The organism is Agathobacter rectalis ATCC 33656 (assembly GCF_000020605.1).
GTDB lineage: Bacteria > Bacillota > Clostridia > Lachnospirales > Lachnospiraceae > Roseburia > Roseburia rectalis.
Map to the genome: position 1 here is coordinate 1,087,979 of NC_012781.1, position 21,350 is coordinate 1,109,328.

Below are 21,350 nucleotides of genomic sequence, written 5' to 3' on the forward strand. Positions count from 1 at the left end.
ATATGTTGGGGATTGGACATATTAAAAGAATCGAGGTATTATACAAATGAGTTTTACAAAGGTAAAAAAGGGCGTCTGTGCAGCAAAGGGCTTTGTTGCAAACGGATTAAATTGTGGATTAAACAGTGACAAAAATAAAAATGACCTGGCTTTAGTTTATTCAGAAACACAGTGTCAGGCAGCGGCTGTTTACACAACAAACAAGGTGAAGGGCGCGCCTATTCAGGTGACAAAGGCACACCTTGAGGCATCAGGACATACGGCAAAGGCTGTTATTGCCAACAGCAAAAACGCCAACACCTGCAATGCTGACGGAGTAGAGAAGGCCCAGAGAATGTGCGAGCTTGCAGCAGCAGAGCTTTCGATTGATCCAAACGAGGTTATCGTGGCATCTACAGGAGTTATTGGCCAGGTGCTTCCTATTGAGCCTATCGAGAGCCATATAAAGGAGCTTGCAAAGGGACTTTCGGCAGACGGCAATGACAAGGCTGTAAACGCTATCATGACTACAGATACCGTTCCAAAGCAGTATGCGGTAAAGTTCATGCTTGGAGACAGTGAGTGTACAGTAGGCGGTATGGCAAAGGGAAGCGGCATGATTCATCCGAACATGGCTACTACCTTAAACTTTATCACATCAGATGTTGCCATCTCATCGGAGCTCATCCAGAAGGCCCTGAGCGAGATTGTAAAGGTTACCTACAACTGCTTAAGCATTGACGGCGATACTTCTACCAATGATATGGTAAGCATCATGGCAAACGGCCTTGCAGGAAACACACCTATTACTACAGAGAATGATGATTATCAGATCTTTAAGGATGCACTGTACGAGGTGCTTTCAAATCTTACAAGAATGCTTGCAAAGGATGGAGAGGGCGCTTCAAAGCTGTTAGAGTGCACATGCGCAGGTGCGCCTGATCTTGATACAGCAATTATTGTGGCAAAGAGCGTTATCCGTTCACCACTTTTAAAGTGTGCTATGTTTGGCGAGGATGCCAACTGGGGACGAATACTTTGTGCTATAGGCTATGCGGAGGCTGATTTTGATATAGACAAGGTGGAGCTTCACCTGCGCTCAACAGCAGGAAGCATCAAGGTGTGCGAGAACGGTGCCGGAGTTGACTTCTCAGAGGAGGAGGCAGCAAAAATACTGCATGAGGATGAGATTTACATCGACATAGATTTACACCAGGGAGATGTGTCAGCCAAGGCATGGGGCTGTGATCTTACATATGATTATGTAAAAATTAACGGAGATTACAGATCTTAATCTTGACAAGTAATATTGATTAATGATATTATTTTTTTAGAGTAATTAATTAAAAAAGTAAAGCGAACGAGGGCGTTCAGATATTAGGTTATCTGCGCCCTCTTTTTTGTTGGAAAAATCACATTTACAAAAGAGAGGTTAGGAGGCGGTACATTGACTAAGAATGCATTGGATATGATTGATGAGAAAATAGTAGAGCTGCTACAGGAAAATGCACGTATAGCGATAAAGGAGATAGCGGCACAGGTGTTTTTGTCATCACCGGCTGTAACAGCCAGAATAGAGAGATTGGAGAGCAAGGGAATCATAAAGGGCTATCATGCCGCTGTTGATTCGGTTAATCTGGGCTATAAGATAAAGGCTTTTGTCAATCTGGACCTGGAGCCTGTACAAAAGGAAGAGTTTTATCCGTTTATTGAGAGTGTGGAGAATGTCATAGAGTGCAATTGTGTGACAGGAGAGTATTCTATGCTCATAGAGGTGGAGTTTTTGAATACGGAGGAGCTTGATGACTTTATCAACACTCTGCAGAAATTCGGCAAGACAAGTACACAGATAGTTTTTTCCACTCCTGTTGAGCACAGAGGCCTGCCTGTACATTCAGGTTTTGATGCATAAGATGATATGAGAGTCAAAAGATATTTTGCATGATTGAATGAAGTGTGCTAAAATAGTTTGCAAAAATACTGACTGTTAAACATGATTGTGGATGCTTTGAATAGTCAGATATATTGATTACGGCAGGAGGATAATATGAGTAAGAAATTAGGCTTCATAGGTTGTGGAAACATGGGAAAGGCAATGATACACGGAGTGCTTGCATCAGGCAAGGCACAGGCAAGCGATATTCTTGCATCTGCAAAGACCGAAAGCTCCAGAGAAAAGAATGCAGCAGAGCTTGGAATCAGGCTGACAGCGGACAATAAGAGCGTAGCAGAGTTTGCAGATATTCTGTTTTTAGCAGTAAAGCCACAGTACTATGAGGAGGTTATAGCAGAGATAAAGGACACTGTTAGTGACGATGAAATTATTGTTTCGATTGCACCGGGCAAGTCACTTTCGTGGTTTGACGAGATGTTTGGAAGGAGCTTAAAGGTTATACGTACCATGCCAAATACACCTGCCATGGTTGGTGAGGGCATGATGGGAGTCTGTGCAAATGAAAGAGTATCGCAGGAGGAGCTTGATACAGTGCTTGATTTGTGCTCGGGCTTTTCAAAGGCTGAGATGATAGACGAGAAGCTCATGGATGTAGTGACAGCGGTCAGCGGAAGCTCACCGGCATATGTGTTTATGTTTATCGAGGCTATGGCAGATGCAGCTGTAGCAGGCGGCATGCCAAGGAGCCAGGCATATACATTTGCAGCCCAGGCAGTGCTTGGAAGCGCAAAAATGGTTCTCGAGACAGGAAAGCATCCGGGCGAGCTCAAGGATATGGTGTGCTCACCTGCCGGAACCACTATCCAGGCTGTGCGTGTGCTTGAGGAAAAGGGCATGAGAAGCAGTGTTTTTGAAGCTATGATGAAATGCCTTGATATCTCCCGCAAAATGTAGTAGAATTATTGCATTGAGTTAAAGGAGAAAAGCAATGAGTCAGGCAAAGGTTGATAAATATAAGAATGAAAAGGCAAATCGTAAAAAGACAAATGCCAGAAATAAAGTAAAGCGTGTTATAGCACGAATTGTTGCAGCTGCGGCTGTAATCGCATTGGTAGGCTGGGGCGGTTACTCCGGATATCAGTACTATGAGAAGAGTCGTCCGGTGAACTGCTATTACGCAGATATCAGTGCAGTCAGTGATTATCTACAGGGATTATCTACAGACAGTGAGCAGTAGATTATATTTTTGATACATAACATATATTTTACGATTTATATGATTAAGTTAAAATACCTCGCAGGTTACTGCGAGGTATTTTCAGTTTTTGAAGAATCCCCGGGCTCTTTTTGTGATTCAGATACAGTCTTTGCATTTTCTTCGGTATTTGAGCTGTCAGAGTTTTTTGCTTTGGAGAGTGTGTTATCAATTGCGTCGAGCAGCACTTTGGAGGTGTACTGACTTGTGTTTGCGTAGGAAATATTATCGGTGGACTGATTTTGCACAATCTGCGATACGAGCTCGTTCATCGCAGGCTCAACAAGCGGATACATGGTTTCCACCGAATCAGTCATGTTTTCAAGGCTTATGGAGTTAATGTTATTACTGTCCACCGCCACAGACACATCGATAGCTGCCCCACCCAGCGCTACAGATGTATTGTACACACCCGGTGTATACATGCCGGTTTCTTCGACTGCAGGCTTTGGCTCATCACCTGAAAAGAAATATGTAGCAGCGAAAATTATCAGAAGAAGCAGTATGCCAAGGAGCACTCCGGTGAGAATGACATGCTTCATTTTTACAACGACGATTTTTGTTTTTGCACTCATATGCGCCTCCTGTGGTTGTTTTATATATAATATGTGTGGGGACGCAAAAATATGACAGATATTCCTGCCTATAACGAAAAAGGGGCTGTAAAATAAGTCCCTTTTTTATGTCAGTGGTCTGGTGCTTTCTCCCTGGATGATAACAGGAAGCGTTGTATAGCTTTGGATGAGAAGTTCCGGGTTCTGAAGCTTACGGATCATCATGGAGCCTGCCTGCACACCGGTATCATAGACATTGATGTCTACAATGGTAAGCTGTGGGTCGATGATGCTGGAATATGGGTAGACGTCAAAGGTAAGTATGGCAATATCATCCGGGATGGAAAGCTGCCGGTCTTTGACGGCCTGGATGACACCTAATGCGAGGGTGTTATTTTCACATACAATAGCGCGAGGCGGTACAGGCTGTGTCAGCATATCAGAAGTAACAGAATAAGCATGTTGGTAGCTGGAATCGGTATTTCCGATACGGGCAGCCGGAATGTGAAAGCCTCTGTCTAACATGCCTGCCATAAATCCTTTTTGACGCTGGGCAGAAATATAATCGGTTTTGCGCTCTCCGATAAAGGCGACATCTGTATAACCACAGGCTATCATGTGGGCAGCGGCATATTCACCGGCAAGGGCGTGGTTGGTATCTACCCAGCATAAGCGACTTTCAAAACTCGGATGCCCAATGATAATGTGTGGAAAGCCTGCATCCAGAATAAGATTTGCAATTTCTTTATTAATGGCAGAACCGTGGATGATAAGACCATCGGAGGAACCGCTTGTGATAACTTCACTGACTTTTTCTCCGGGATAGTGTTCTTCAGAAGTGTTGACAAGCGTCAGGGAATAGTTGTTTTCGGACAAGGTATGGTGTACGCCGCACATAATGTCAAACATATGCGGATTCCGATAAGCAGTATCTTTCTCCAGATTGGTAAGATAGACAATATTGGAAGTAGCACCTTTTGCAAAGCTTACAGCCCGGGAGTTAGGGGTATAGTGAAGCTTTTCAATTGCTGCATGAACCTTTTCCACAGTGGCTGGGGATATGGTGGTCCAGTGATTTAAAACTTTAGAAACAGTGGATTTGGAAACACCGGCTTCATTGGCAACATCATTGATGGTAACAGACATAAAATACCTCCTGAAAAAATGTATAAATTTAAAAATATAGTATAGCGGTTTCCTAACAAAGTCAATCATTTTTGACAAATAAACATTGTAAATAAGGGAAAAAAGTGATAAATATAGACTTAGCAAGAGGAACCAATTGCATGAAAAAAATAAAATAAAGAAAACGGTTTCCTAAAGAAACCGGAAGATAGTGTCAAATGACCTATGAAAAAACTGAGCAAAAGAAAAAGGCTCAGATGAACCTTGAAAACTGTAGATTTTTTAGGTTGTGGTAGCCCACCGCCACTCTTGACGGTACGAAAAAGAACTGCTGTAGGTTAATCACCGACGGCGAAGAACTCAAGAACAGTTAGAGTTTTTCCGTCGATTACAGCAGTGTAGCAGTTCTTTTTCGTGCCATCAAGGGCACGCCGCTTTGCGGTGGCTGGGATAATTACCTCTGGCTCTGAATCTAAGAACAGTTAGCGGCTTCGCCGTGTTGCAGGTTCAGAATCGTCTGTTGACCAAGGAAGATGAGAAGCTGCCATTTGCCCAGCATCGTGTCAGCCTGAGACAGCATTTCGACTTCATTTAAGACTTTATAGTTGTTGTGTTTATGTGGTCTTAGGAAGTTGTAATAAGCAACCCAGAGGGCGAGATCATAGTTGGCTCCATCGATGTTATCAAAGCCGTTGGTTTTACGATAGGAAGCTTTGTATGTACGGTTTAAGCGTTCAATCATCTGCTTGTAAGGTCTGAATTCTTTAGAAACCTCATCGTCATTGGTGAGTCCGATTACTTGTGTGATTTCAAACTTAAACTTATCACCGAATTCATGGAAGAACTGCTGGGCGGCAAGGGGATATGCACTGTAGCCATCTGCAATGAACTTAAAGTTCTTAGGCAGTTCTTTTAGATGCCGGAAGGCCATCCGCATTGCCAGAATGCATGGACCAACACCACGATTATCAGATACCTGATAGCCGATAACAGAGCGTTTGGCAGAATCCATGATAAACCAGATATAGGTTTTGATACCACGGATTTTGATGTATGTTTCATCGGCAGTAAATACATTGCCAGTTTTGTAATCGTAGTTGTCTACGAAAGGTTTTATGCAGGCAGAGGCGGTTTTACAATAGTTGGCAACTTGCTGGTGTGAGATGCTGATGCCGTGTATGTCCTTCAATGCCTGAGCGGTTTTACGAAGCGATAACCCAAGATTCACTTTGTAGGTAAGACAAAGAGACATGACATGCTGGTCATGTTTACTGAATTTTAGGGAAGAAGCATTCTTGGGAAGAGTGTTTAAATCCATGCGAAAGAAATCTATCTGGAATTCCCGGTAGATGTAATGGAGTTTATATTTGTTCTTGCCATAGTCCTCCTTAAGGTCTTTTTTATCAACCTTGTTTAGATTGTGGAGGTAGTAAGGACATTTTGGATTTACGCATTTGTGGACAACAAAGTGTTTGCGGTCTTTCTTATGAGCCAGCGAGTGATTGCAGTGCGGGCATTTGAGGGAGTAGGACTTTGAAAAACGGTTTTCTTCCGGAGAGAATGCGGTGGAGCATACTTTGCACAGAATCTGTCCTTTTGAACCATTATTCTTGTAGAGATAAGGCTTTGGAGCATTGCAACGTGGACAGGTACAGTTGTCATCAATATCACATTCAGAACGGCGGCTGACAGGTTTGATTTTCTTGCCATACTTCCATTCGAGGTAAGGAATGTAGTCTTTGTAATCCCATTTTTCGTAATAGATTATTTTTGGGAGCTTATCAATCTTGAATTTTTGATATTTGGGAGAATGGGAGTCATCGAAGACCCACTGCTTAAGGGGAATATATCTGCAGATAAAATTAAAAAGCCAGCAGATTTGTTTATGTTGGTATTGAATAAATAGAAGTAAATAAAGTATAATGTCCATGAGCATTGTCTCCTTGTTGATAATGGTGTTTGTGGTGAACTCATTATACTTCTTTTGGGAGGTCAATGCTCTTTTTATTTGCAAACCTTCAATAAATCAAGGTTTTAAAAGAATTTTAGAACAATAAAATGGGTAGTTTTTGACACTACCAACCGGAAAACGGAGGTATTTTTATGAAGAAAAGGGTGTTGAGTTTGTTGCTCTGTACCGCAATGACAATCGGCACATTATCCGGTTGTGGAAAAGAAGCAGGAAATGACGAAGGAAAGGCTACAGAAGCACTTGGAAATGATGCAGAGGATGAAATGACAGAGGTAAAAATCTGGCATGATGGGGATGAGAATATCATGCAGACCATTGCGGATTGTGCGAATGAGAAACTGGCAGAGGATAATATCAAGGTTACCTTTGAAAAGAAGAGCGGTCTGACCGACCAGCTTCAGTTATATGGAAATGATGAATCCAACGGACCGGATATGTATCTTTATGCACATGATTCATTGGGAACATTTGCAGAAATGGGGATTTTAGCTCCGATTACGGATGTTATCAGTGAGGATGTAATGGCGGATTTATTACCGATGACCGTAGAAGCAGGTAATTATAAGGATACCCAGTACCTGATGCCGGTTTATTATGAGACATTGCTCTTTATGTATAATAAGGCAAAATGGGAAGGTGATGTGCCGGAAACAACAGATGAACTGTATGATTATATGGTAGCGCATACCGATGTGAATGCAGGAACTTATGCGCTGGTAAATCAGCATTCTACCGCATACAATGTGGCACCGGTGATCAATGGTTTTGGTGGATATATTATTGATAAAGATGCAAATCCTGGATTAAATACACAGGAAACCAAGGATGCTATCGCATACAATAAGAAATTTGCAGCATTGGAGGCAGACGGAGATTACAACACAGTAACTGCATTATTCAATGAAGGCCAGGCAGCAGCAATCATCGGTGGACCATGGCTGGTATCCGGAATCAAGGCAGCGGGCATTGATCTTGGTATTAAATCTTTAGCGGATTTTAAACTTCCGAATGGAAACGGACTGGCACCATATTCAGGTGTACAGAGCATTGGTGTCTTAAAATATGCAGCAGAAAATAAGAAAGAAGCAATTGCAAAAGTATTAGAGACAATTGCAAGTCCGGAAGTAGGTATTGCACTGGCGAATAAATCAAACTGTGCACCGGCAAACAGCAAAGCATATGATGACGCAGATGTTGCTGCAAATGAGATGATTATGGCAATGAAAGCAACTGCAGAAACTGCACAGCCTATGCCAAACATTCCGCAGATGAGCGTTATGTGGGGTCCGGCAGAAGCATTTTTGGCGGCAGTCAACAAATCCGGGGAGGATATTGATACTGCAGCAGAAACTTATCAGCAGGAGGCATTGGATGCTATTGCAGATATGCAGTAAGAAGGAGTTTATTTAGAAGCAATATAAAGAGGAAAATTAGGAAGAGAAGTGTGTATATGAAGAACAAACGGAAATTAACGCCATGGCTTTACAGTATGCCGGCACTGATATTGATTGGAATGGTTATCGTATTCCCAATTATTTATACGGGCTATATATCACTGACCAATATGAATCTTTTTCACTGGTCAAATTATGAATTTATCGGACTATCCAACTATAGCAGGGCATTATTAAAGGCAGACTCCGGTTTCCTTGGAGCACTGTTTACAACATTACTTTGGACCACATTAAATATGGTGATACAGGTAGTTGTGGCATATTTTATTGCATTGGGATTTCAAAGAGAAGATTTAAAGGGAAAACGTGTATACAAGACTCTTTTGATGTTCCCGTGGGCAATGCCTGCATATGTGTCCATTCTTTTGTGGAGGGTAGGCATTTATAACACAGAGTTTGGTCTTCTGAATAAGATTCTGGTGGCACTTGGCTTTGGAAAGGTAAATTTCCTTTCCACCAATGTGCCGGCATTTCTCTCCTGCATGACTCTAAACCTGTGGATGGCATTGCCGTTTATGATTATGATGATAGACGGTGCACTGTCCAGCATTGACCGCAGCTATTATGAAAGCGCAGAACTGGATGGAGCAGGTTTCTGGTCGAAGAACATCCATATTACCGTTCCGGCAATGAAAGGAATTATTGCACCGGCGGTTATTATGACGACATTTACCACATTTAAGCAGTTTGATATCGTATATCTTCTTACGATGCAGAAGGGAGCATATTCAGGGGCAACCTTACAGACCATAATTACTTATGCACAGCAGAATGCGTTTGTTTCAAATAACTATGGGCTGTCCTCTGCGGTATCCATTATTATCTTTTTCCTCATCATGGTATTTTCGCTGTTTACCAATCGAGGGGTAAAGGAGGAAAATTATGACTAAGAAAAAGAGAAAACAGATTTTACAGCTTAGCGGATTACATATTTTTTATATTATACTGTGTCTGCTGGCACTGGTACCGATTTTATATGCGTTGAATCTTTCCTTTGAAAGGGGAGGTGGAGCATTGTCCTCCGGATTATCTTTGTTTCCAAAGGAATTTACACTGGATAATTATAAAAATATACTGACGCAGAAGCCGTTTTTGCGGTGGTTTTATAACTCTGCCGTATTAAGCTTCTTTACAATGGTCATTGCTATCGGATTTGCCATGGTGTCATCTTATGCATTTTCAAGATACCGTTTTAAGGGAAGAAATGGCATTTTAAAATTACTGCTTCTCTTAAATGCATTCCCGCAGATTCTGTCCATGTTTGCATTATTCCGTCTTTTAAAACAGATGAATATGCTGGATACGAAACTGGGACTGGTGATTATTTATGCGGGAAGCATGTGCATTTTCTCTATCTGGAATATGAAGGGGTATTTTGATACCATTCCGATAGAAATCGAAGAAGCATCGAAAATTGACGGTGCATCGGATTTCCAGCTGCTGTGGAAGGTAGTAATGCCGCTGGCTCGTCCGGCAATCATTGTAACTTCTGTGATGGTACTTATTTTTGTATGGAATGAATATCTGTTTTCCACAACATTTCTACTGAATGAAAACAGTTATACACTGGCAGGTGGATTATATCAGTTACAGTCCAACGATTACACCAGAAGCTGGGGAATGTTCTCCGCAGCCGCTATCCTGGTATCTGTTCCGGTGCTGATTATTTTCTTCTGTATACAAAAGTATATGGTATCCGGTCTTACTGCAGGTGGTGTGAAAGGATAGAAATAAAATGGAAAAAGAAGCAATTTTGCATATTCCACTGTCACAATTTGCTTTTGCAGAAAAAGAAGACCGGCTGGTAATAAGAATCCGTTGTAAAAAGGGCGATTTAAAACGGTGCGTGCTGCTTTGGGGAGACCGGGTGGCAATGGAAGAGCCACTTCCGGTGAAACAAAGTGAAATGGAACATGTGGCATCCGATATGCTTTATGATTATTATGAAGTTAAGATTACGTCTCCGTATACCAGGGTATGCTATTATTTCCGGTTAGAGGACGATACAGAAAGCCTTTATTATTATGGAAGAGGATTTGCAGAGAAACTGTCCTGTGGCAGGGCAGAATATTTCCAGTTTCCATATATTAGAAGAGAGGATATTTTAGATATCCCGGAGTGGGCAGAAGACATTGTTATGTATCATATTTTCCCGGACAGTTTTGCAAATGACAGACGGAAACTGACGGAAAAAGCAACAAGGCATATGCTTTTGCCGGATGGAAAAAGCGACAGCAATGGAAAAATTTTACCGGATCGGATTTGCAAGAATCATCTGGGTGGTACACTGAAAGGAATTTGTGAAAACCTTGACTATATCGAAAAGCTTGGAATTAACTGCATTTATCTGAATCCGATTTTTGAAGCAGCGTCTTATCATAAATATGATACCATTGACTATTTTGAAATCGACCCCTGTCTTGGAAATAAAGCGGATTTAAAAGAACTGGTGCAGCAGTGCCACAAGAGAGGAATCCGGGTTATTTTAGATGGAGTATTTAATCATTGTGGAGCAGATTTTTTTGCATTCCGGGATGTGCGGCAGAAGGGAAAAGCATCAAGATATTATAACTGGTTTTATCACCTGCCGGAAACGATACAGTACGCTGATCCGCCAGATTATGAGGCGTTTGCCTATGTAAAGGAAATGCCAAAGCTTAATACCGGAAATCCTGAAGTGGTGGAGTACCTTTGCAATGTTGGAACTTACTGGATTCGGGAAGCAGATATTGACGGCTGGCGCTTGGATGTGGCAAATGAAATCAATCATGAATTCTGGAGAGCCTTCCGTCATGCGGTGAGAGCGGTAAAAGAGGATATATTTCTAATAGGCGAAATCTGGGAAGAAGCAGGCATCTGGCTTCAGGGAGACCAGTTTGATTCTACGATGAATTATACTTTTTCTTATCTGTGCCGGGATTTTTTTGGAAAGGGAGAACTTTCGGTCAGTGAATTTGATGCCCAGATGCAGCGGATGATTTACCGCTACCCATGGCAGGTGAGCCTAGCACAGATGAATTTTCTGGATTCCCATGATATTCCGAGATTTTTAAGCTATTGCAATGGAAATAGAAAGAGAATGGAGCTGGCATTTTTCTATCTCTTTATGGGAGTGGGCGTGCCATCGGTATTCTACGGGGATGAAGTGTATATCGATGGAATGAAAGAACTGGAGTATCGGGCAGCCATGGACTGGCAGGCAGTAATGGAGCAGCAGGCAGAAAACAACAGATTACAGGGAAATCTGGCAGAGAAGTTCAGCTGCTGGATTGCACTCCGAAAAGAGCATGTGGCATTACGCAAGGGCAATTACCGGACAATTTACTGCAATGATATGATGGGAGTATATGTATTTTTACGTAGTTTTGGGGACGACAAAGTCCTGGTATTTTTAAATACCGGCACCGGCAGTGTGACACTGACATCAGTGGAGGTTCCGCAGCTGCAGGAAAAAAAGATAATTCTTTCTTCTTGTGAGGGAAAGCTTTTGGTTGTTTTGTAAAACAAAAGATATTTCTATAAATAGTACCGTTCCTTAAAAAGATAAGTGACATCTTTACATACTTGTGCTATTTTTTGGAAAAGATAAAGAGACATAGGAAGGGGGACTTTTTTATACCCAAAGATGCAGACTTGCTTAGAAATAGAAAAGTTAATACAAAGAAACGCCAAAACCGACATTTGCCGGAATTGGCGTTTCTTATATTAGGGGCTTATTTTACAGCCCCTTTTCGTTACAAGAGCGATAGACGGGCGCAAGACGTCCGGGGGACGTCTGTTCTGCGCCGACCGGAGTGGAACGGAGACAAGAAGCCGCACCGCGGGTGAGTGGCTCCGCTACACTCCTATAACGAAAAAGAGATATCCATGAAGGATATCTCTTTCGTTATAAGAGCGATAGACGGGGCTCGAACCCGCGGTCTCGACCTTGGCAAGGTCGCGCGTTACCAACTACGCCACTATCGCATTTGTTATGTTTGTGAGCTCTCTTGTGTCGAGCACGTGTTATATAATACACGATAGTGGAGCATCTGTCAACAGTAATTTTAAATTTTTTTAAAAAAGTTTGACGATACCAGATAAAACGGTTGTATTGATAAATTGTTCTGCGCCGTGGGTGAGAGGCTCCGCTACACTCTTATAATGAAAAAAAGATATCCATGAAGGATATCTCTTTCGTTATAAGAGCGATAGACGGGGCTCGAACCCGCGGTCTCGACCTTGGCAAGGTCGCGCGTTACCAACTACGCCACTATCGCATGTATTAAGTTGTGTGCCCTCTTATGCTTGGCACGTGTTATATAATACACGATAGTGGTGTATCTGTCAACCATTATTTTTAATTTTTTGTAATAAGTTTTTCAATTTTGGCCATATATTATTTTGTGAAGATATGCATTTCGCGGTTGCTTTTTATTGACATAATTATGCTATAATTATGTCAATGAAAGGAGTGAAATATCATGCCACTTATTATGCCTATTAAGGATTTACGCAATACAACCGAGATTTCCAATATTGCACATAAGGAACAGGAGCCTATTTTTATCACCAAAAACGGATATAGCGACTTGGTTGTAATGAGCAGTGAACTGTATGATAAATTTGCAAGAATGAATCGCATCGACCAAGCAATCTTCGAATCCGAGCAGGAAATCGCTAACGGAGCAGAAGCCGTTGATGCAGAAATAGTTTTTGCAGAATTGGAGAAAAAACATTTTGGATAAATTGTCTCCTGAAAATGCCAAAGGACAAGATGCCCGAATTAAAAAAGCCATTTTAAGCTTAGATACCTTTCCTCAATTCCACCAAGAGCGAAACGAAGGCAGATATGCCTGAAAAGGCTACCGACAGTTAATAATTGATAACTACATGGCTATTTTTCGCATTGATGAACCAAGTAAAATCGTTTATGTAGTAACAATACAGTATCAGGGACGGAATCTATAAAGAAAGCACCAAAATACTGAGGAGAATATCAAGGGAATTCTCGATTATTGTGTCCATGCAGGCATAAAAGGCATCATCTGCTTTAGCATGGGGATACCATGCGTGAGGGCGATAGAGAGTTTTTTTTATCATGCCTTGGACAAATACTTTCCGGGAATGAAGAATAAGTATATTCGTACCTATGGTAATGCATATGACTGTCACGGTCCTAATAATGAAAGACTGTTAGATTTGTGGAATTTTTAACAAGACACAGCCGATAGAATCTGATTTTGATAAGATAGTAAAAGGATTGGCAAAGAAAAAATAATTACTTTTCCGGATTATGTGATTATGATACAATTATGGAAAATAGTGTTTTATGAATCTAACAAATCGTTAAGAAAAGAATCGAAGGTGGTGCAAACGAAAAAGCAGTATTGAGACTTTTCATTAACTGCCCTTTCGTTTGCATCAATTTCGATTTTTTCTGGTTGAACAAAGCGCGTCAACTCTATATGGACTTTTAATTCTGACACTCTATTTATAATAGGATAGCATGTACACATAGAAACACATAGAATTTATAATTCAGTCCTGTATTATGACACCAGAAATAAGCCTCCCTAAGGAAGCTAAAAAAATATACAGTTATGATACGTTAACAGAGCATATGTGGTTTTGGTTTTATAAAATGTTGTTCTGTAGGCAGAGGAATAATCTTACCACCACAGGAAGAGCACTTGCATATATCTTTATTATAAAGAAGACGGATAATGGCAGGTGCATCCATATCTTTCAGCTTGGAAATATATTTTTTGCAACCAAGGATGTTTCTGCATAGGGTAATCTTTTTCTTCTTATTTCTGGATGAAAGAAGACCATAGTGCCTGATACGTACAAAACGTTTTGGAGGAACATGCATTAAAAATCGACGGATAAATTCCTCGCCGGATATGGTGATCTCTTTCCAAAGCCCTTGGTTTTTGTAATCTTTAGCAGAAAATGTAACTGTAGATTCTGTCATGTCTTTGATACGGTAGTTGCTGATAGCAATCCGGTGGGTGTATTTTCCAAGGTATCTGATGACAGATTCGGCACCGTCAAATGGTTTCTTGCAATAAGGAATCCATTCCTTTGCATAGCAGGTATTTAACAATTCCTTGAAAGTATAGTGATTTTTGTAAGGTGCAGCCGATCCATGAAATTCAAGCCTGTCATTTTCCCAGAGCTGCTTAAGTTCAGCCATGTATTTTCCACGAAATGTTTTTGAGATTACCTTAATCGGAAGGAAAAAATCTTTCCCATTGTCTTTCCAATGATTTTTCACATCCAGCCCTCCACCAAGAACAATCGCATGGATATGAGGATGAAAGTTCATGGTACTTCCCCATGTATGGAGGATACAAATATAGCCGATATCAGTCCCAAGATATTTACTGTCAGCAGCAAGTTCACTGAGAGTATCTGAAGCCGCATGATAAAGAGCAGCGTATAAGAATTTCTGGTTGCTGTAGATAATGGGATTGAGTTCTTCCGGAACTGTAAAAACCACATGGAAATAAGGAGCATCTAAGATATCCTCCCGCCGTGCATCTACCCATTTTTCTTTTGGAAACTCCTGACACATAGGACAGCATCTGTCACGGCAGGAGTTATAGTGGACTGATATGCAGCCGCAGTCCTCGCATACGCTTACATTCACACCAAAGGCGCCGGTTTTGCAATTCATGATGTGATAAGCGGCCTTTCGCTGAGCGGGAGAAATACTATGTGTGGATTCAAAAGATGAATAAAAACGATGAAAAACATCCTGAATCGTACAATCCTTACTCATGATTCACCACCTTCCGGGTTGTCGAACGGGCTGCGGATACCAAGAAGTGTCTTGTTGCTCACATGAAGGTAAACATCTGTAGAGCGAGGATCAACATGTCCCAGAAGTGACTGGATATATTTTATATCTGTGCCACTTTCGAATAAGTGGCTGGCAAAACTATGACGGCACGCATGAGAGGAAACATGACGGGTAATGCCGGCGAGTTTAGCACTTTTCTTAAAGAACTGGTTAACACCGGTTATATCAAGATATCCACCGGTCCAGGAACTTGGAAAAAGGATATCTTTAGGGCGACCACATTTGTACCAATACTCAGTGAGAAGGTCTAAATTTTTTTGAGACAGAATCGTATACCTGTCAATTCTGCCTTTGGTTTCACGAACATGAATTGTCATGTTGGTACGGGAAATGTCATCATAATGGAGATGAACGACCTCCGATACACGTAATCCAGAAGAATACATAGTTGCAATAATCGCTTTATGTTTCAGATTCGGAGTGGCATCAATGATTGCATTTATTTCATCGCGGGACAGAACAGCAGGAAGATTGCGCTCTCTTTTCATAGCTGGAACAGTGTCATCATCCCAGACAGTCTTCAGCACCTTTTTATATAAGAACTTTATTGCAGACCGATAGTGATTGTGAGTTTCAGGAGACCTTCCTTCCAGACGTTTGGCTGTAAGAAAACTTTCCGCATCTTCAAGCGTAAGATCAGAAACGTTTTTTCCAATCCAACGAAGGAAGTAACTGACATCAGAGCAATACAGTTGAATAGTTCTTTCACGCAGGTTACGTTTTTCCGCTTCATTGCGGATAGATTCAAAAATATCTTTATACATAATAAAACCTCCAGAATAAGTAGTGTTAATAATTACATCTACCTATTCGGAGGTGCATTAGCGTCATAATTCCGATTGCGGAAGAGACTGGAAAATGTTATTCTTATCATAGGCAGTGGAGCTTTCTTAGTTCAGTTGTTTCGTGTGGTAACTTAACAATAACGGATTATGAAAAGTAATTCCACTGCTTTTTAATAAAAATAAAACTGCGCCACAGCCTTGGCAGGCCATCGCGCAGCGATTTTGTTCAATCGGAATTTGCTAAAGGAGATGGTAAATATGTGGTGGTCTATTGGTGGTGGAATCATAATCTTTGCGTTAGGTATGTTTATCTTCTTAAAGCCGGGCTTAATATGGAAATTAACAGAAGAATGGAAATCTTATCGTGCAGATGAACCATCTGAGTTTTACTTGAAAACAACAAAAATAGGTGGTATTCTATTTGCCCTATTTGGAATTATTATGATTATGCTTCCGGTTATTTTGGAGTAATAAATTCCAGTTTGCAAAACTGACCAAAAATACAATCAGTTCGTAAAAGTATGATTTTACGAACTGGTTTTTGTGTATTTACGGCATTCTTTTTTGTATACGAACTTTTTGGTGTGAAAAAGCTGGTATTCGGCTGAGGTATTGAAAGAGCTGGGATTGAAATGAGGGAAGTGGATAAATGTTTTGATTGACGAAATAACCTATACATGATAGTATAAATCCAAAGATGATGGTCTATCAGAGAGACTGTTATATATCTTCAAGTTTAAAAAGATAAATTTCAATAATTTTTCAAAAATCAGAATCGACAATTCATGACAAATCAACCCTGAATCGGGGAACGTTTCTCATAGAAAAGAACTACAAAAAATAAGAAAATAAAAACGGAAAACCATTGTCTGTAGTATAAGTATTTGTTATTATGAAGTAAATAGAGGATATTTTACAAAGTAAAGCTTAATCTATAGAATCTGCCAGTGGCGGGCCTCTGTAGATACCAAGGTATACAAAAGGAGAATGAAAAAACGAAAAAAGAAGACATGTCCTGTATCGACTGCGCAGTAAAAAACTGCAACAAAATGGATAAAACCTATCCGGATTTCTGTCTGACAACACACATGGATGAAGAAGTTCTAAATGAAGCTATGGAATGCTACAATGAAGACGAGAACCGCAAAGTAACAATCGCTGCAGCTGAAGTAGAGTATGAGAATTACTGCAAACATACCCGTGTCGAAGAAATCATGGATTTTGCAAAGAAGATTAATGCGAAAAAGATCGGGATCGCAACCTGTGTCGGATTGTTGAAAGAAAGCCGTATCCTGGCAGATATCCTGCGCAGACATGGCTTTGAGGTGTATGGTGTCGGCTGTAAAGCCGGAACACAGAAGAAGACATCGGTCGGCATCCCGGAATGCTGCGAAGGTGTCGGTGTGAATATGTGTAATCCGATCCTGCAGGCAAAGCTTCTGAACAAGGCGAAGACGGACCTGAATGTTGTGGTCGGACTTTGTGTGGGGCATGACAGTCTGTTTTACAAATATTCCGAGGCACTGACTACGACAGCAGTGACGAAAGACCGTGTATTGGGGCATAATCCTGTGGCGGCGCTTTATACTGCGGATAGTTATTATTCGAAGTTGAAGAAGAGTGAAGAAGAGTAATATTTCTAATTTGGGCGTTTAAAGATACATAAAGATATAACAAAGCGAAAAATGAAACTAGAGCTTGTGTAAATGTTCTGTTATAATAATGTGTTGATGTTCTCTCCGATGGGAGGAAAAGAGCGTACCAGTGTTTATCTGGTAGGATGGGAGAATGCATGGGATTGGATGCCATTTTGGAAAGACTGGGGTCCGACATATCAAGAAGGCTGGTGCGGATTCTATAACATTCCGAGAGAGGCAGTATTAGCAGAAGATAATACATTAAAGTTTATTCCTGTAAAAGAATTACAGAATCTCCGGAAGAATTAGCAGGAAGAAGCGGATATTCTGATAAAAGAAGACGAGAAAAAAGAACTTCGGAGTGGCTGTGTTTATGAAACGGAAATGCGGATAAATCTGAAAAAATCAACTGCAGACAAGATTAAGCTGAACTTAAGAATGTCACAGGGAAAGAAGACAGAGATCCTATTTGATCTGAAGAGAGCGGAAGCATATTTTGACCGTAATAATTCCGATGGCTGGAGTAAAGGAGTCGCAAGATGTCCATTGAATTTTGTTCTAATTTTTCTCTACTCCATTAATAACTTATTTTTTTTAACAATCCATCGTTTTCTACTACTACCTTTGCAATCACCTCCCCTTTTCACATATGTAATAAATACCGTTCGTTTCATATACCACGTCAATTTCATTGAGCTGATATCTTTTGTATATAGAATTATTTTCTTGAACAATTTGTTTAATTAAATCATCTAAATTATCTTCATTTTTTCTGATATAGTATACAAGAGTGAAATCACCTTCATGTTTATAATCATGCTCGTCATATATGGACGCCGCCTCAAAATAATCATATTCGCCAAAATTCAATCCATAATAATCCAAAACTCTATCAAATGTATTATTTACACCTGATGCCGAACCCATCATAAGACAAAACAAACCAAAAAAGAATGTCCAAAAAACATATATAAGACAATATATTTTTTTACTCTTTATATTTTCTCTATCACGATGTCTTCCATAACAAATCACATCCGTAATTTGCTTTGGGAAAAATAGCGTGATAAAAATTGAAAATATTGCATATAACAATCCCATAACAGTTTCTCCCATTTCTTATTATTCCATCATTCATTTTAATTATATCATTTATACCATGCTTCGTCCATTTTTATCTAAATACGCTCATATAAAAGAACTTTTTTGTGTATTTTGCACATTGGTATTGCTCTTAATTACCCTCATTTTTTCCTTAACAGAGTTCATAAAACACTATGGGAAATTATAATACAAGGGAAAGACTGAGGAAAAGCTCACCTGCGATAAACTTAGTGTTTTAAAGCATTAGAGATCTTGTAGGATTAAACAAAATGTCCAATACTTTGAAAAAAGTGTCAAAAAAACATAAAATAATAAAAAAGTTTTGAACTAATTGACAATTGTTTAATTAATATATCTTGTGATAAAATATCCGCGAAGATAATGGAGTGCCATTATAAGTAGGTATTCAGAAATGAATAAAATAATAAAAAAACAAGTTCTTGCTACGTTTGCATTAGTTACTATCATGGCAGGAGTGTTAATAGGTACTAATTGTATTTATGCAGCGCAGGACGGAAAAGAGACAACAACTATCCGGCTTATAAACCAGACTTATTTTAATGTTAAGAATATCAAGGTAACCTGGAACGATGGCAAAGAGCAGACTGTCAACACACTTGGCAGCCATGATTCAATTGATTTCTCATCAGATGCCGGAAGCGTATACAAAATGGATGTTACCGGAACAACCCAGTCCGGAGAGAAATTCACCGGACATTTTAAGGGACTGGTCGGCAAAGATACAAGAGTATTTATAGAGCTTGACGAGAATGCTGATGTTCAGGTTTTTATCCCACAGGGAGAAATTGATTAAACATTAATTATTGTTCTTCAAGATCCGCCAGAGTGTGCTTCGGCTTATGCCGAGCCGCCTGGCGGTTTTTTCTTTATTGTCATGTTCTTCGTGTAACACCTGAAGAATGATTTGATAATTTATCTCATCTAGAGTTCCATCAAATTTTACTGAATCATCAAAGACGCGTCCGTAGTCGGGCTCCTGTTTCAGGATGGCTTCTACAGTGTCACAGGAGATATACGGTGTCTTTGTTATTGTGACAAGCTCTTTAAGGACATGCTGCAGCTGGTCGAGATTGTTAGGCCAGTTGTACGAGAGCATTTTTTCCATTGCTTCAACATCAAAGCCTATTATCTGTTTCCCGAGGGAGACATTGAACCGGTGCAGATAGAGCGCGGTTATACCGGAGAAATCGTCAATGCGCTCTCGAAGCGGTGGGAGATTCAGGGTAAGGCAGGAAAGATGGTTCTCCATGAAGGTGCGTATTGTGGCAAATGCAGGCTGATTGGAGTTGTTGGTGGAAAGCGAGACTATGAGTCTCATTCTCGTGCAAAGCTTCGTCTGGTCTATATATTGAAACAAATCACCAATCTGTTCCAGACTAAGAGCATCGGCTTTTTCAAAAAATACTGTGCTGTCCACTTCGTTGAGAGGAGAATTCTCATTGTTTAGCAGGCTGTGCCACTTACGCTCTTTTATCAGAGAACAGTCGATACTGTAAAATGGAGCGTGCTTATAGTTGCTTTGCTTGTAAATAAGTGATGCAGCCTTGCCTTTGCCGGTTCCGTTTTCTCCGAGAATAAGCACAGGCAGATGGCTTTTAGCGTATTCTTCTACTATCTGCGCTATTTTGCCTGCTTTACCGGTTCCGTTGTAAGCGTCAGCAAAGTCGTTGGAGGAGGTGTTGTCAATATTGTAAATCTGAAATCCAGGGTCGTCCTCGGCGGTTAATGCAGGACTCTTACATATAGTAATTGCAGTGTACTTCTGGTCCTCGTAAATCAGGTGGCGGTTGTACAGAGTATAGACGTTATCGCGTATCTGATGCGAAACGGTCTGGTTCGGAACTTTCAAAAATGACTTAATGTATGTCTGTACAAAATTCATCAACGATGTATTCATTTCATCTATTGCGATGCTTGAAAACCACAGAGTACCTGCAGGCGAGTAAATTAAGAATTCGCGGTCATCCTCGGTCAGAAGCGACTGGAACAGATCCTTCTGCTTGTGGACATAATTGGAAGAGTGCACAAGCTTTACAGCCTCGGCAACGGCGTTTTCTATGCTTTCCCTGCCAGAGGTTACAAGATTATAATTTAATCCGATATCCTTTGCGGCTCTGGCACCGGTCACGTCACATAGGACAAGTGTGCAGCCGTTTTCTTTTGCTTTTTTAAGGTGATTGACTGCATCTGCCGAGTCCTTGAAAGTGATTATGTCAATATCATATTGAAGCAGGTCGCACAGCAGATGTGCATTTGCAGTGATTCCGGGAAAACCGGCAATTACAAATTTTCCGTTGTAGCTCTCGGCAAGCTTGATGCTCAGAAGTATATCGTAAACAGAGATGGATATATCTATGACGGGAAGCTCAACAGCAGATTGTATAAGCTCTGCAGTGCCACCTCGCGAAATGATAACATCGTAATTTTTATGTGCAAGCTGCATTGCTATATCACGGCCGGTGAACAGATCGCCGGTCTGGACCGTAAGAGCAATGTCATCGCGCGACTGTGCTATATCGGTAAGTATGTCAGCCATGCCCTCGTAAGGGGCGACTGCAAGAATCTTGGTTTTCTGCATATATTTCTCCTTATGGGATTTGTAAATGTTAAGTGGTTATTTTAATGTTTAAAAATGAAACGTAAAGATAGCGATAGTGATGCTTTGTTACTATTCAACCATATTGTATTACAGAATGTTTCAAAATGCAACAAATAAATGCGGC

The 21,350-nt window shown here is 40.6% G+C and carries 21 protein-coding genes and 2 tRNA genes; 14 read left to right on the forward strand and 9 right to left on the reverse strand.

The window, feature by feature from the left end; translation table 11 throughout:
• The first annotated feature begins 46 nt into the window (after positions 1-46).
• From argJ to EUBREC_RS05270, 4 genes are all read left to right on the forward strand, one after another.
• Positions 47-1,273 carry a bifunctional glutamate N-acetyltransferase/amino-acid acetyltransferase ArgJ gene (argJ, locus tag EUBREC_RS05255; protein ID WP_012742039.1) on the forward strand — a complete coding sequence of 409 codons (1,227 nt, stop codon included), beginning with the start codon at positions 47-49 and terminating at the stop codon, positions 1,271-1,273.
• 168 nt (positions 1,274-1,441) lie between these two features.
• On the forward strand, positions 1,442-1,891 hold the full coding sequence (locus EUBREC_RS05260) for an Lrp/AsnC family transcriptional regulator (RefSeq protein ID WP_041254504.1): 450 nt from the start codon (positions 1,442-1,444) through the stop codon (positions 1,889-1,891).
• A gap of 135 nt (positions 1,892-2,026) precedes the next feature.
• Complete coding sequence (gene proC, locus EUBREC_RS05265) at positions 2,027-2,827, forward strand: pyrroline-5-carboxylate reductase (RefSeq protein ID WP_012742041.1); 801 nt, start codon at positions 2,027-2,029, stop codon at positions 2,825-2,827.
• A 34-nt stretch (positions 2,828-2,861) separates the two neighbouring features.
• Positions 2,862-3,110: a hypothetical protein gene (locus tag EUBREC_RS05270; protein WP_012742042.1), complete on the forward strand. Its 249-nt coding sequence runs from the start codon at positions 2,862-2,864 to the stop codon at positions 3,108-3,110.
• Between the two features lie 65 nt (positions 3,111-3,175).
• Here the strand turns inward: EUBREC_RS05270 and EUBREC_RS05275 are convergent, their stop codons facing one another.
• From EUBREC_RS05275 to EUBREC_RS05285, 3 genes are all read right to left on the reverse strand, one after another.
• Positions 3,176-3,703, reverse strand: a complete 528-nt coding sequence (locus EUBREC_RS05275; protein ID WP_012742043.1) for an FMN-binding protein — start codon at positions 3,701-3,703, stop codon at positions 3,176-3,178.
• Positions 3,704-3,808: 105 nt separating this feature from the next.
• Positions 3,809-4,828, reverse strand: coding sequence for a LacI family DNA-binding transcriptional regulator (locus tag EUBREC_RS05280; RefSeq protein ID WP_041253950.1), 1,020 nt, complete (start codon positions 4,826-4,828; stop codon positions 3,809-3,811).
• Positions 4,829-5,279: 451 nt separating this feature from the next.
• The gene (locus tag EUBREC_RS05285) at positions 5,280-6,737 is read right to left on the reverse strand and encodes a DDE-type integrase/transposase/recombinase (protein ID WP_041253952.1); all 1,458 of its coding nucleotides are present in this window, start codon (positions 6,735-6,737) and stop codon (positions 5,280-5,282) included.
• 173 nt (positions 6,738-6,910) lie between these two features.
• On the opposite strand from EUBREC_RS05285, the gene EUBREC_RS05290 reads away from it, so the two are divergent.
• The 4 genes from EUBREC_RS05290 to EUBREC_RS05305 are packed head-to-tail and all read left to right on the forward strand — an operon-like array spanning position 6,911 to position 11,735.
• Positions 6,911-8,173, forward strand: a complete 1,263-nt coding sequence (locus tag EUBREC_RS05290) for an extracellular solute-binding protein (protein ID WP_012742046.1) — start codon at positions 6,911-6,913, stop codon at positions 8,171-8,173.
• 56 nt (positions 8,174-8,229) lie between these two features.
• Entirely contained in the window at positions 8,230-9,123 is an 894-nt protein-coding gene (locus tag EUBREC_RS05295) for a carbohydrate ABC transporter permease (protein WP_012742047.1), read from the forward strand.
• The gene (locus EUBREC_RS05300; RefSeq protein ID WP_012742048.1) at positions 9,116-9,961 is read left to right on the forward strand and encodes a sugar ABC transporter permease; all 846 of its coding nucleotides are present in this window, start codon (positions 9,116-9,118) and stop codon (positions 9,959-9,961) included. The genes EUBREC_RS05295 and EUBREC_RS05300 overlap by 8 nt, the downstream gene beginning before the upstream one ends.
• 7 nt (positions 9,962-9,968) lie before the next feature.
• Entirely contained in the window at positions 9,969-11,735 is a 1,767-nt protein-coding gene (locus EUBREC_RS05305; protein WP_012742049.1) for a glycoside hydrolase family 13 protein, read from the forward strand.
• Between the two features lie 391 nt (positions 11,736-12,126).
• On the opposite strand, the gene EUBREC_RS05310 is transcribed toward EUBREC_RS05305, so the two are convergent.
• Together EUBREC_RS05310 and EUBREC_RS05315 are read right to left on the reverse strand one after the other, a co-directional pair.
• Positions 12,127-12,199, reverse strand: a tRNA-Gly gene (locus tag EUBREC_RS05310).
• Positions 12,200-12,419: 220 nt separating this feature from the next.
• Positions 12,420-12,492, reverse strand: a tRNA-Gly gene (locus EUBREC_RS05315).
• Positions 12,493-12,696: 204 nt separating this feature from the next.
• Between EUBREC_RS05315 and EUBREC_RS05320 the strand changes: the two genes are divergently transcribed.
• Positions 12,697-12,960 carry a type II toxin-antitoxin system prevent-host-death family antitoxin gene (locus tag EUBREC_RS05320; RefSeq protein ID WP_012742051.1) on the forward strand — a complete coding sequence of 88 codons (264 nt, stop codon included), beginning with the start codon at positions 12,697-12,699 and terminating at the stop codon, positions 12,958-12,960.
• A gap of 863 nt (positions 12,961-13,823) precedes the next feature.
• Here the strand turns inward: EUBREC_RS05320 and EUBREC_RS05330 are convergent.
• A complete protein-coding gene (locus EUBREC_RS05330; RefSeq protein ID WP_041253954.1) occupies positions 13,824-14,999 on the reverse strand; it encodes an IS91 family transposase in 1,176 nt (391 codons plus the stop codon).
• Entirely contained in the window at positions 14,996-15,844 is an 849-nt protein-coding gene (locus EUBREC_RS05335; RefSeq protein ID WP_012742056.1) for a tyrosine-type recombinase/integrase, read from the reverse strand. Before EUBREC_RS05335 ends, EUBREC_RS05330 begins: the two co-directional genes overlap by 4 nt.
• 279 nt (positions 15,845-16,123) lie before the next feature.
• On the opposite strand from EUBREC_RS05335, the gene EUBREC_RS05340 reads away from it, so the two are divergent.
• The 4 genes from EUBREC_RS05340 to EUBREC_RS18370 all read left to right on the forward strand — a co-directional run bounded on the left by EUBREC_RS05340 (position 16,124) and on the right by EUBREC_RS18370 (position 18,249).
• Positions 16,124-16,336: a DUF6199 family natural product biosynthesis protein gene (locus tag EUBREC_RS05340; RefSeq protein WP_015517695.1), complete on the forward strand. Its 213-nt coding sequence runs from the start codon at positions 16,124-16,126 to the stop codon at positions 16,334-16,336.
• A gap of 539 nt (positions 16,337-16,875) precedes the next feature.
• Positions 16,876-17,499, forward strand: coding sequence for a DUF1847 domain-containing protein (locus EUBREC_RS05345; protein ID WP_172622358.1), 624 nt, complete (start codon positions 16,876-16,878; stop codon positions 17,497-17,499).
• A gap of 72 nt (positions 17,500-17,571) precedes the next feature.
• Positions 17,572-17,811, forward strand: coding sequence for a hypothetical protein (locus EUBREC_RS17925; protein WP_015568832.1), 240 nt, complete (start codon positions 17,572-17,574; stop codon positions 17,809-17,811).
• 75 nt (positions 17,812-17,886) lie between these two features.
• Entirely contained in the window at positions 17,887-18,249 is a 363-nt protein-coding gene (locus EUBREC_RS18370) for a GH32 C-terminal domain-containing protein (protein ID WP_173844960.1), read from the forward strand.
• On the opposite strand, the gene EUBREC_RS17695 is transcribed toward EUBREC_RS18370, so the two are convergent.
• Entirely contained in the window at positions 18,133-18,603 is a 471-nt protein-coding gene (locus EUBREC_RS17695) for a hypothetical protein (RefSeq protein ID WP_148885706.1), read from the reverse strand. The genes EUBREC_RS18370 and EUBREC_RS17695 overlap by 117 nt on opposite strands.
• Positions 18,604-19,018: 415 nt before the next feature.
• Here EUBREC_RS17695 and EUBREC_RS05360 point away from each other — a divergent pair, with 415 nt between their 5' ends.
• Positions 19,019-19,420 carry a DUF5300 domain-containing protein gene (locus EUBREC_RS05360; protein ID WP_012742060.1) on the forward strand — a complete coding sequence of 134 codons (402 nt, stop codon included), beginning with the start codon at positions 19,019-19,021 and terminating at the stop codon, positions 19,418-19,420.
• A 3-nt stretch (positions 19,421-19,423) separates the two neighbouring features.
• Here EUBREC_RS05360 and EUBREC_RS05365 read toward each other — a convergent pair whose 3' ends face one another.
• Complete coding sequence (locus EUBREC_RS05365) at positions 19,424-21,205, reverse strand: sigma-54-dependent Fis family transcriptional regulator (protein ID WP_012742061.1); 1,782 nt, start codon at positions 21,203-21,205, stop codon at positions 19,424-19,426.
• Between the last annotated feature and the right edge of the window lie 145 nt (positions 21,206-21,350).